11 protein-coding genes are annotated in these 12,001 nt (G+C 62.9%); all 11 read right to left on the bottom strand.

The features are described from left to right. Nucleotides 1–18: 18 nt before the first annotated feature. Nucleotides 19–480 (bottom strand): 3-hydroxyacyl-ACP dehydratase FabZ, encoded by a 462-nt coding sequence (gene fabZ / locus BTO02_RS09845; RefSeq protein ID WP_075156878.1) that lies wholly within the window; start codon nt 478–480, stop codon nt 19–21. Between the two features lie 314 nt (nt 481–794). Next, nucleotides 795–1,895, bottom strand: coding sequence for a UDP-3-O-(3-hydroxymyristoyl)glucosamine N-acyltransferase (gene lpxD, locus BTO02_RS09840; RefSeq protein ID WP_075156877.1), 1,101 nt, complete (start codon nt 1,893–1,895; stop codon nt 795–797). A 96-nt stretch (nt 1,896–1,991) separates the two neighbouring features. After that, nucleotides 1,992–2,534 carry an OmpH family outer membrane protein gene (locus tag BTO02_RS09835; protein WP_198039219.1) on the bottom strand — a complete coding sequence of 181 codons (543 nt, stop codon included), beginning with the start codon at nt 2,532–2,534 and terminating at the stop codon, nt 1,992–1,994. A gap of 34 nt (nt 2,535–2,568) precedes the next feature. Beyond that, nucleotides 2,569–4,881, bottom strand: a complete 2,313-nt coding sequence (gene bamA / locus BTO02_RS09830; protein WP_075156875.1) for an outer membrane protein assembly factor BamA — start codon at nt 4,879–4,881, stop codon at nt 2,569–2,571. A gap of 64 nt (nt 4,882–4,945) precedes the next feature. Next, complete coding sequence (gene rseP / locus BTO02_RS09825; RefSeq protein ID WP_075156874.1) at nt 4,946–6,355, bottom strand: RIP metalloprotease RseP; 1,410 nt, start codon at nt 6,353–6,355, stop codon at nt 4,946–4,948. Nucleotides 6,356–6,362: 7 nt separating this feature from the next. Next, nucleotides 6,363–7,568, bottom strand: coding sequence for a 1-deoxy-D-xylulose-5-phosphate reductoisomerase (locus tag BTO02_RS09820; protein WP_075156873.1), 1,206 nt, complete (start codon nt 7,566–7,568; stop codon nt 6,363–6,365). A gap of 11 nt (nt 7,569–7,579) precedes the next feature. Next, nucleotides 7,580–8,401: a phosphatidate cytidylyltransferase gene (locus BTO02_RS09815; protein ID WP_075156872.1), complete on the bottom strand. Its 822-nt coding sequence runs from the start codon at nt 8,399–8,401 to the stop codon at nt 7,580–7,582. Beyond that, nucleotides 8,395–9,186, bottom strand: a complete 792-nt coding sequence (gene uppS / locus BTO02_RS09810; protein WP_075158744.1) for a polyprenyl diphosphate synthase — start codon at nt 9,184–9,186, stop codon at nt 8,395–8,397. Before uppS ends, BTO02_RS09815 begins: the two co-directional genes overlap by 7 nt. A 65-nt stretch (nt 9,187–9,251) precedes the next feature. Continuing rightward, nucleotides 9,252–9,812: a ribosome recycling factor gene (gene frr / locus BTO02_RS09805; protein ID WP_075156871.1), complete on the bottom strand. Its 561-nt coding sequence runs from the start codon at nt 9,810–9,812 to the stop codon at nt 9,252–9,254. A gap of 98 nt (nt 9,813–9,910) precedes the next feature. After that, entirely contained in the window at nt 9,911–10,624 is a 714-nt protein-coding gene (gene pyrH / locus BTO02_RS09800; protein WP_075156870.1) for a UMP kinase, read from the bottom strand. Between the two features lie 323 nt (nt 10,625–10,947). Then, entirely contained in the window at nt 10,948–11,829 is an 882-nt protein-coding gene (gene tsf / locus BTO02_RS09795; RefSeq protein WP_075158743.1) for a translation elongation factor Ts, read from the bottom strand. Nucleotides 11,830–12,001: the final 172 nt, after the last annotated feature.

The following is a 12,001-nucleotide window of genomic DNA, read 5'->3' as shown; positions in this document are numbered from 1 at the left end:
TCTTGCCGCCGTCAGCCGTCAGCCTTCGTCCGACGTGCGCACCGCACACATCAGGTCCGCTTCCGCCGCGACCGCGCCGTCGACTTCCGCGCGCGCCTTGAACTTCCAGATGCCGCGCATATGACGTTCGAACGTCACGTTCAGGATCAGCTGGTCGCCCGGTTCGACGACGCGCTTGAAGCGCGCATTGTCGATGCCGACGAACAGGTACAGCGTGTTGTCGGGATCGTGCGGCTCTTCCGCGAACGTCAGCAGCGCGGCCGTCTGCGCGAGCGCTTCCAGAATCAGCACGCCGGGCATGACCGGACGCTTCGGGAAGTGTCCGACGAAGTACGGCTCGTTGATCGTGACATTCTTCAGCGCCTTGATCGCCTTGTGCGGTTCGAGCTCGATCACCCGGTCGACCAGCAGGATCGGGTAGCGATGCGGCAGCAGCGTCAGAATCTTGTGAATGTCGAGGTTGATTTTTTCGGTGCTCATGGTATTTCGTTTCACGCGCAGTTTTCTTCGCGGTGGTGCCGCGGTTTCACCGCAGTTTCGCCGCAGTTTTGTGACCGATAGCGCGACGATGAAGCGGATGCCGGTGCATTGAATGGGTCACGTGCGGCCGCCGGGCCACTGAAGCTCCCCGGCGGCTACGGGCGGCGCCGTGGGTCCGTTCCGCCTGCTTCATGCTTCTCGGGCGGTGTCGGCCGGCGCTTCTCGATTGTGCGTTTCTGCTCCCTTGTTGTCGTTTGTTGCTTGCGCCTGCTGATGCTGCGTGCGCCTGGTGCTCGCGCTTACTGCTTCAGACCTTATGCCTTGCCGCTCGCATCGCCCGCAACCTTGCCTTCGACCTTTGCCTCGACCTTGGCTTCAAGCGCCTTGATCCGGTCGCGTAGCTTGTCGAGATTGCGCAGCAACGCAGCACTCTTGTTCCACTCCGCATGCTCGACGGCCGGAAACGCACTCGTGTACAAACCCGGTTTCAACAGCGACTTCGACACGCCCGACTTCGCAGTGATGATCACGTAGTCGCCGAGCGTCACATGGCCCGCGATGCCGACGGCGCCGCCGATCATACAGTGCTTGCCGATCGTCGTGCTGCCCGCGATGCCCGCGCAGCCAGCGATCACCGTATACGCACCGATGCGGCAGTTGTGCGCGATTTGCACGAGGTTATCGATTTTCACGCATTCCTCGATCACGGTGTCGGCCATCGCACCGCGGTCGATCGTCGTGTTGGCGCCGATCTCGACATCGGGACCGATCACCACGCCGCCGACCTGCGGAATCTTGACCCAGCTGCCCGTGCGCGCGTCGCCCTCGCCGACGAAGTCCGGCGCGAAGCCGAAGCCGTCCGAGCCGATCACGGCGCCGGACTGCACGATCGCGCGCTCGCCCAGGGTGCAGCCATGGTACACGGTGACATTCGGATACAGATGCGAACCGGCGCCGATCCGCGTGCCGCGGCCAACGAACACGTTCGCATCGAGGCGCACGTTTTCGCCAATGACCGCACCCGCTTCGACGGTCACGTTAGGGCCGATCACGGCGCTCGCCGCAACCTGCGCCGATGCGTCGACGTGTGCGCTTCGATGCACGCCCGGCACCGCCTTGGGGGAAGCGAGGTCGATGAATGCCTGCGCAACGCGGGCAAAGTAAGCGTACGGATTCGGCGTGACGATGAAGTTACGTCCGTCGGGCGATGCGAGTTTCGCGAGGTCGTCCGCGTTGATCAACACGGCCCCCGCCTCGGTGGTATCGACCTGCGACAGATACTTGGGGTTCGCGAGGAACGCCAGGTGTTCCGGCCCAGCCTGATCCAGCGGTGCCAGATTGCTGACGCGATGCGTGCGGTCTCCGATAACGTCGCCGCCGAAGCGTCTGGCGATCTCCTCGAGCGTAAAAGCCATATGCGTGTACTGCTCCTGATTTCGGTTAGCGCCCAGGTTGGCGCTTGACAAGGTACCGGGCACATTGGCTTCGGTACCGGCGTGCTGCTTTTTGCGTTAGTTCGAATTGTTCGATGCGGCAAGCGCCTTCAACACCTGATCGGTAATGTCGATGCGCGGACTCACATACACCGCCTCCTGCACGATCAGATCGTAATGCTGCTGTTCGGCAATCTGCTTGATCACCTTGTTCGCGCGGTCGAGCACCGCGGCGAGTTCTTCATTGCGGCGCTGGTTCAGATCTTCGCGGAATTCGCGCTGCTTGCGCTGAAAATCGCTGTCGAGCTGCGACAGGTCGCGCTGCTTCTGCGCGCGGTCGGCCGGCGACATCGTCGGACCATTCTTGTCGAGCGAATCGGACATCGACTTCAGACGTTGCGCCATGTCCTGCAGATCCTTGTCGCGCTTCGCGAACTCGGCTTCGAGCTTCGCCTGGGCCGCCTTTGCCGCCGTCGACTCGCGCAGGATGCGGTCCGAATTGACGGCCGCAATGCGCGCTTCCTGTGCTTGCGCGGCTTGCACGACGCCCGCCCCGAAAGCCACCGCCAGCGCCAGCGCGCATGCCACACGTTTCGAAATCATACCGGTTCGCAAAGTCATCCTCTCGATACTGTAAGGGTCGCCGTTCGTCCGGTCAGAATGCCGTCCCGATCTGGAACTGGAACTTCTGATACTGGTCGCCCGTGTGCTTCTGCAGCGGGAAGCCCAAGCTCAGCTTGAGCGGCCCGATCGGCGAAATCCACGCAAGACCAAAGCCGTAAGCGTAACGCAGGCCGTTCGAACCGACCGTCGTGTCGCCGCCCTGGGCAGGATCACCCCAGACGTTACCGGCGTCGAGGAAGGTGAACACACGCAGCGTACGGTCATAGCCGGTACCCGGCAGCGGGAATGTCAGTTCGATATTGCCGACGAACATCTTGTTACCGCCGACCGGATCGTTCGTGGTCTTGTCGCGCGGACCCAGCGAGCTCGGCTCATAGCCGCGCACCGAACCGATACCGCCCGCGTAGTAGTTCTTGAAGATCGGGTACGGATTGCCGATACCGTTACCGTAGCCGCCCTGCACGTTGAAGCCGAGCACGAAGCCGCGCGCAAACGAGTAATAGTACTGCGCCTGCAGATCGGCCTTGTAATACTGCGTGCCGCCGACCGGCGTACCGTATTCGGCATTCGCCTGCGTGAAGTAACCGCGGCTCGGCACGAGCGCGCTGTCGCGATTGTCGCGCGACCAGCCGATCGTGAGCGGCACGTTGTTCGACACACGGCCGAAGTCCTGCACGTAGTTCTTGTACGTCTGCGGCGTGCTCGCATCGATGTCGAGCGTGTTCTGTTCGAAGCCCACGCCGAAGAAGACCGTATCGACTTCGGAGAACGGGATGCCGAACTTGAGGTCGCCACCGACCGTCACGATCCGGAAGCTCGAATCGGTCGAATAGAAGAGCGGCTCATACGTGCGGTAGTAGACATCGGTAATACGCTTGATGCCATCCACCGTGAAGTACGGGTCGACCTGCGTGACCGTCAACGTGCGATACGTCTTCGCGGTGTTCACGTTCACCGACAGGCTCGTGCCCGAACCGAACACGTTGTCCTGCGACACGCCGGCCGAAAGCACCACCTTGTCCGTCGACGAGAAGCCCGCACCGAGCGTGATCGCGCCCGTCGGTTTCTCGGTCACTTTCACATCGACGTCGACCTGGTCGGGCGTACCTTCGACAGGCACCGTGGTCACATCAACGTCGGTGAAGTAACCGAGACGGTTGATGCGGTCCTTCGACAGCGCGAGGCGGTTCGAATCGAACCACGAGCTTTCGAGCTGGCGCATTTCGCGGCGCACCACTTCGTCGCGCGTACGCGTATTGCCGACCACGTTGACGCGGCGCACGTAGACGCGGCGGCTCGGGTCGACCTGCAACGTGAGATCGACCTTGTGATGCTCCTGATCGATTTGAGGCAGTGCGTTGACGGTGGCGAACGCGTAACCGTATTCGCCGAGCTTGTCGACGATCGCTTTGGTGGTGGCCTGCAGCTTTTCGGCCGAGAAGCGCTCGCCCGGTTTGATCTTGATCAGCTTGTTGAGCTCGGCCTCGCGATCGAGCAGATTACCTGCGAGTTTGATGCTCGAGATCGTGTACGGCTCGCCCTCGTGCAACGTAATTGTCAGGTACATGTCCTTTTTATCGGGCGTGATCGACACCTGGGTCGACTCGATGTTGAACTCGAGATAGCCGCGATTAAGGTAGTACGAGCGCACGTTTTCGAGGTCGCCGGTCAGCTTTTCCTTCGAATACAGGTCGTTCTTCGTGTACCAGGAAAACCAGTTCGGCGTGGACAGCTGCATTTCGTCGCGCAGCGTGCCCGTGCTGAAAGCCTTGTTGCCGATGAAGTTGATCTGGCGGATTTTCGCGCTCGGACCTTCGACGACCGAGAACAGCAGGCCCACGCGGTTGCGGTCGATCGGCGTGACCGTGGTGGTGACTTCCGCCGCATAGAAGCCGCGCGTCAGATACTGGCGCTTCAGTTCCTGTTCGGCCTTGTCGACGAGCGCCTTGTCGTAGTACCGGCCTTGCGACAGACCGACTGCGCGCAGCGCTTTCGTCAGGTTGTCTTTTTCGAATTCGTGAATGCCCGAGAAATCGATCGTGCCGATGGCCGGGCGCTCGACCACCTGGACGATCACGACATTGCCTTCGGTCGCAATCTTGACATCGTTGAAAAAGCCCGTTGCGTAGAGCGCGCGGATCGCTTCGGAAGCTTTATCGTCAGTGAACGTATCGCCCTGCTTGATCGGCAGGTACGAGAACACGGTACCCGGTTCGACCCGTTGCAAACCCTCGATCCGAATGTCTTGCACCACAAAGGGTGTCGTTGCGTGGGCGACCAGCCCATGCGCGGCGAATGCCGCGGCTACAACTGTTTTAGGAACAAAGCGATGAGGTTTGAACAACGTGCTTCCCCAGTGTTATAGCTGCATCAGGTCCGACGGTCGTTGCGAACGCCGCCTGACACCTTTAAAAATGGATTAAACGAGCAAGATCGTTAAAAAGCGCAATCGCCGACAGGGCGACGATGCATGCGAGTCCCGCTCTTTGAAGAACCAGCTGCCAGCGATCGGATACCGCCTTACCCGTAACCGCCTCAACCAAATAATATAACAGATGCCCCCCGTCCAATACCGGAATTGGTAAAAGGTTGAGAACGCCGAGGCTTATGCTGACGAGCGCGAGGAACGAAAGGAATGCTGAAGGTCCGAGCCTTGCGCTCTTGCCTGCGTAGTCAGCAATCGTCACCGGACCCGACAGATTCTTCAGCGATGCTTCGCCGATAATCATGCGGCCGAACATCCGGATCGAATAGACACCGAGTTCCCATGTGCGGTTTGCGCCGAGCCGCAAACTTTCGATCGGCCCGTAGCGCACGTCGATCGAGGGCACTTGCGTAGCGAGTTCGGCACCGATACGCCCGACGTTCTCGCCGGTTGCGTCGTCGCGCTGCGCGGCGGGCACCAGCGTGATCGTATGCATGGCGCCGGCTTGCGCGTCCGCTCGTGCGTCCTGCGATGCACGCGCGCCGCGCTCGACTTGCAGCGTGATCGGCTTGCCCGCGTGCGACTTGATGTAGTTGATGAACGTCGTCGCGTTATCGGCGGGATGACCGTCGACCGCGCGCAGGCGATCGCCCGCTTCGAGGCCCGCGCGTTGCGCCGCACTGTCGCGCTGCACCCCGGCCACCGACAGCGTGCCGCCGCCCGGCTCGAAGCCGAGGCGCGACATGAAATTGTCATCGACTTCCTTGTCCGACAGGGCCTCGAGGCTCAGCGGAAAGTCGAACGTGCCATTCCTGTCCTTCGCCGTCAGCACGACGTTGCGATGATCGAATGCCGCCCCGAGCAGCTTCCAGCGCAAGTCGGACCATGAACGCACAGGCTCCGTTTCGCCGCCGCTCGCATCGCGGACCGCGGTGACCGTTTCGCCGCCTTCGAAGCCGGCGCGAGCGGCGGCCGTATTCATCGCAGGAGAAGCGACGATCGCCGCCGGCTCGGTCACACCGGTCGCGAACACGGCGGCAAACAGCACGATCGCCAGCAGGAAGTTGGCGATCGGTCCCGCCGCGACGATCGCAAAGCGCCTGGCGACCGATTGCCGGTTGAACGCATAGCGCAGTTCGTCGTCGGGAATGCGCGCGCCCTCTTCGCGCTCGTCGAGCATCTTCACGTAGCCGCCGAGCGGCAGCATCGCGATCGTCCATTGCGTGCCGGTTTTCCTGCTGACCCACTGCGCGAGCGGTTTGCCGAAACCGATCGAGAAACGCAGCACCTTTACGCCGCACAATCGCGCGACGCTATAGTGCCCGTACTCGTGTACCACCACCAGCACGCCGATCGCAACGATAAAGGCGAGTACTTCGGTCAGCAGATTCATAAACGCCTCACTGAGTGGCGCGCTCCGTGCGCCGCGCGAGCGCCGGCAACGTATCGATCATCGACGACGCCGCGCGCCGCGCCGCAGCATCCGCTTCGATCACGTCGTCGAGGCTCGATGCATCGCGATTGGGCAGCGCGTTCAACACGGCATCGACAACCTGCGCGATGGCGGTGAAACCGATGCGGCGCGTCAGGAACGCATCGACGGCGATTTCATTGGCCGCATTGAGCGCCGCGCTGGCCAAGCCGCCCGCGGCGAGCGCCTTCATCGCGAGCGCGAGACATGGAAAGCGCGCGTAGTCGGGCTTTTCGAACGACAGCGTCGCGACCTGCGCGAGGTCGAGCTGTGCGACGCCCGAATCGACACGCTCCGGAAACGCGAGCGCATGCGCGATCGGCGTGCGCATATCGGGATTGCCCAGTTGCGCAAGCACCGATCCGTCCGCGTACGACACAAGCGAATGAATCACGCTTTGCGGATGGATCAGCACGTCGATACGATCGCCCGCGAGGCCGAACAGCCAATGCGCTTCGATGACCTCGAGGCCTTTGTTCATCATCGTCGCGGAGTCGACCGAAATCTTGCGGCCCATGACCCAGTTCGGATGCTTGCAGGCTTCGTCCGGCGTCACGTCGGCGAGGCTCGCCGGCTCGCGCGTGCGGAACGGTCCGCCCGACGCGGTCAGGATGATCTTCGAGACACCGCCGTGCAACGCCGCTTCGCGCGGCAGGCACTGGAAAATCGCGTTGTGTTCGCTGTCGACGGGCAGCAGGATCGCGCCGTTGTCGCGCACGGCGTCCATGAAGATGGCGCCCGACATGACGAGCGCTTCCTTGTTCGCGAGCAGAATGCGCTTGCCGGTGCGCGCGGCTGCGAGGGTCGGTGCAAGCCCTGCCGCGCCGACGATCGCCGCGACGACCGTATCGCAACCTTCGCTTGCCGATACGTCGACGAGCGCCTGCGGCCCGTGCAGCACTTCGGTCTTGCAGCCCGCGGCGCGCAGTTTGCCCGCGACCTGTTGTGCGGTGGCGGCATCGCCGACCACGGCCACTTCGGGCGTAAAGCGCAGACATTGTTCGACGAGCTTGTCGCCGTTGCGGTGCGCGCAGAGCGCATAGACGGAAAACCGCTCGGGATGACGCGCCACCACGTCGAGCGTACTGTCTCCAATCGAGCCGGTGGAACCGAGCAGGGTCAATCGTTTCTTCATGTCTCTTTTCTCTAGCCGAGCAGCAGCATGGCGAGCGGCAGCACGGGCAACAACGCGTCGATGCGGTCGAGCACACCGCCGTGGCCTGGCAGGAGGCCGCTCGAATCCTTGACGCCGGCCTGGCGTTTCAACATCGACTCGAACAGATCGCCGACCACGCTGAACGCGACGAGCAGCGTCAGCGCAATGAACGCACGAATGGAACCGAGGTGTTCCAGCAGCGCGTAAAACAGGGTCGGCTCGAAGGCGCGGGTCAGCACCGCGAGCGCGGCCACGATCATCACCGCGAGCCAGCCGCCGATCGCCCCTTCCCAGGTCTTGCCGGGGCTGATGGCCGGTGCCAGCTTGTGCTTTCCGAAAGCCTTACCGGCGAAGTATGCGCCGATATCGGCCAGCCAGACCACCAGCAGCAGGGAAAGCACGAATGCGACGCCGGCGATGCGCGCGGCCACGAGCGCGTGCCAGCACGCGGCAAACGCGACGATGCCCGCCACGAGCAGGAACGCGCGCCAACCGCCTTCGGCAAGCACAGGCTTACGAATCAGCACGAACGGGCCGACCAGCACCCAGAAAATCGCCGCCGCCTCGAATAGCGGCCGCGGCGCGACGAGCCCGACGCCGAGCTTCGTGCTCGCGACGAGCGCAAGCGCCGCGACGATCGCATAGACGATCGGCCCCGCACCGGCCAGCTTCAGAAGCCGCGCCCATTCCCACGCGGCAAACACGACCACGAACGCGATCAGCGCGCCGAATGCGCCGATCGGCGCAAACAGCGTAACGGGCACGAGCACCGCCAGCAGAACGATCGCCGTGATGACACGGGTCTTCAGCATGAAAGCGAATCGGCGTTCTGCGACTGCGACGTCTGCGTCTCGAGCTGGGCGCTGGTGCGGCCGAAGCGCCGCTCCCGCTCGGTATACGACGCGATGGCGTGATTCAGCGCGTCGGCGTCGAAATCCGGCCAGAACGTGTCCGTGAAGTAAAACTCGGTGTAGGCGAGCTGCCACAGCAGGAAGTTCGAGACGCGCTGCTCGCCGCCCGTGCGGATAAACAGATCCGGCTCCGGCGCGTAGGCCATCGCGAGGTGCTCGCTGAAAGCTTCCTCGCTGACTTCGACCGGACGGCCCGTGAGCGCCGCCTCGGCGACGAGCTTGCGGGTGGCTTGCATGATGTCCCAGCGGCCGCCGTAGTTCGCGGCGATCGTCAGCGTCAGGCGTGTATTGCGCGCGGTTTTAGTCTCCGCGCGGCGGATCAGATCCTGGATGCGCCGGTCGAACGCCGATAGATCGCCGACCACACGCAGCTTGATGCCGTTCGCATGCAGCTTGCCGATCTCGCGTTCGAGCGCCGTCACGAAAAGCCGCATCAGGAACGAGACTTCGTCTTCCGGGCGCCGCCAGTTTTCGGAGCTGAACGCGAACAGCGTCAGGTATTCGACGCCGCGCCGCGCGCACGCTTCGACGGTCGCGCGCACCGCGTCGACACCGCGCGAATGGCCGGCCACGCGAGGCAGCCTGCGCTGCGTCGCCCAACGGCCGTTGCCGTCCATGATGATCGCGATGTGGCGCGGCACAGCCGAGACATCAGGCACGAGAACGGTTGAGCTGGTATAGGTCATGGCCGTCGGAAGTAACTCTGCAAATAAAGAAGTGAAGAACTTGAAGGTGCCGATGCCGCGCGGCATCAGACCGTCATGATCTCGGCTTCTTTCGTCTGCACGAGCTTGTCGATTTCCGCGACGAATTTGTCCGTCAGCTTCTGCACGTCGTCACTGGCGCGACGCTCGTCGTCTTCGGAAATCTCTTTGTCTTTTACGAGCTTCTTCAGTTGCTCATTCGCGTCGCGGCGCAGATTGCGCACTGCAACCTTGGCGGTTTCGCCTTCGCTCCTGACGACCTTCGTCAGTTCGCGGCGGCGTTCCTCGGTCAGCGCAGGCATCGGCACGCGGATCACGTCGCCTTGCGCGGCCGGATTCAGGCCGAGGTCCGATTCGCGGATGGCCTTTTCGACCACCGTGACCATCTTCTTTTCCCACGGCTGAACGCCGATCGTGCGCGCATCGACGAGCGTCAGGTTCGCGACCTGCGAAATCGGTACAGGCGAGCCATAGTAGTCGACCTGGATGTGGTCGAGCAGCCCCGTGTGCGCACGGCCCGTGCGGATCTTCGACAGATCGTTCTTGAACGCGTCGATCGAGCGCTGCATTTTCTGTTCAGCGCCCTTCTTGATGTCAGCCACAGACATGATTAAACCTCCGAACCTTCAAAACGATGCGAGCCGGCCAGCAGGCGAATCGCCGCGGCCTCTTCTCGCGCTCGAGCCCAGCTGATGTGACAGGGAGTTTACACGTGCACGAGGGTGCCTTCGTCTTCGCCCTGAATAATGCGCTTGAGCGCTCCGGGTTTGACGATCGAAAACACCCGGATCGGCAGCTTCTGATCGCGGCACAGCGCGAACGCGGTCGCGTCCATGACCTGCAGATTGCGGCCAATTGCCTCGTCGAAGCTGATTGTCGTATAGCGCGTCGCCGACGCGTCCTTGCGCGGATCGGCCGAATAGACGCCGTCCACCTTGGTCGCCTTCAGCACGACTTCGGCGCCCACTTCCGAGCCGCGCAGCGCGGCGGCCGTGTCGGTCGTGAAGAACGGGTTGCCGGTGCCGGCCGCGAAGATCACGACCTTGCCCTCTTCGAGCTGACGGATCGCGCGCGGACGGATATACGGTTCGACCACCTGATCCATGCGCAGCGCCGACTGGACGCGCGCCTCGATGCCCGCGTGGCGCATCGCATCCTGCAGCGCGAGCGCGTTCATCATCGTCGCGAGCATGCCCATGTAGTCGGCGGTCGCGCGGTCCATGCCGGCCGCGCCGCCCGCGACACCGCGGAAAATATTGCCGCCGCCGATCACGACGGCGAGCTGCGTACCGAGCCGCACCACCTCGGCCACGTCCGCCACCATTCTTTCGATCGTCGCGCGATTGATGCCGAAGGCATCGTCGCCCATCAGAGCTTCACCGGAGAGTTTCAGGAGGACGCGTTTGTAGGCAGTGGGCATAGAGATATCCAGATCGCGCAGTAGACAACAACGTGGAACTGTAGGGGTGAAATGCTGGTTCGGGCAAGCGCCGCCAAATTCATTGGCGATCCGTGCAAGGCACCGGGAAGGCGCGCGGCGCGGATTGCGACGCGCACCGGCCCCGATGCCGCGCATGGCCTTGCGCCGGAGCCCCGCGAAGCGAACGGAGGCCAGGCGGTGCCCAACCGGATCGGGCGGCGCTGCCGGCCCGCGGCGGCATACTACGCTGCCGCGGGTACTACGGTGAAGCGTGAAGCAAGTAAAAAATGAAACTGTCTGCTACGTGCCTGCTACCTTAGCGTTTATTGCTGCTTTGCAGCAGCGACTTGTGCGGCCACTTCGGCCGCGAAGTCGTCCTGACGCTTCTCGATGCCCTCGCCGACCACGAACAGCGCGAACTTCTGCACGCTCGTGCCCGCCGCCTTCAACATCTGCTCGATCGTCTGCTTGTCGTTCTTCACGAACGGCTGGTTCAGCAGCGACACTTCCTTCAGGTACTTCTGCACGCTGCCGTCGACCATCTTCGCGACGATTTCAGCCGGCTTGCCCGATTCGGCCGCCTTCTGTTCGGCGATACTGCGTTCCTTCGCGATCAGATCGGCCGGCACTTCGTCTGCCGACAGCGACACCGGCTTCATGGCCGCGATGTGCATCGCGACGTCCTTGCCGACCTGTTCGTCGGCGCCCGTGTACTCGACGAGCACGCCGATACGCGTGCCATGCAGATACGAAACCAGCTTGTTCGACGTCTCGAAGCGCGCGAAGCGGCGAATCGACAGGTTTTCGCCGATCTTGCCGACGAGCGCGAGACGTACCGCGTCGACCGTTTCGCCGTTCAACGTCAGCGCCGACAGCGCCGCGACGTCAGCCGGGTTTTTCGTTGCGACCAGTTCCGCGACCTGCTTCGAGAACGCGATGAAATCGTCGTTCTTCGAGACGAAGTCGGTTTCGCAGTTCAGCTCGACGATCGCGCCCGCGTTGCCGCCGATGAACGATGCGATCACGCCTTCAGCCGTGACGCGCGATGCCGCCTTGCTCGCCTTGTTGCCGAGCTTCACGCGCAGCAGTTCTTCCGCACGCGCCATGTCGCCGTCGGCTTCGGTCAGCGCCTTCTTGCATTCCATCATCGGCGCATCGGTCTTCGCGCGCAGTTCTGCAACCATGCTTGCGGTAATTGCCGCCATCATTCGCTCCTTGAGTCTGTACCTGCCGCCGGCCGTGCTTCCCACTGCGAGCCGCACTGCCCACGGCAACGATTCGTTTCGCCCGACGCGCGCCGCTCGTGCCGAATGCGCGCCGCGCTCTTCACCTGACGCCGGCTTAAAAAAAGGGGGCCTCTAGTTAGCCCCCTTTTTT

Source organism: Paraburkholderia sp. SOS3 (assembly GCF_001922345.1).
Classification (GTDB): domain Bacteria; phylum Pseudomonadota; class Gammaproteobacteria; order Burkholderiales; family Burkholderiaceae; genus Paraburkholderia.
Note: the sequence above shows the minus strand (reverse complement) of the source record. Positions and strands in the feature narration are given on the sequence as shown.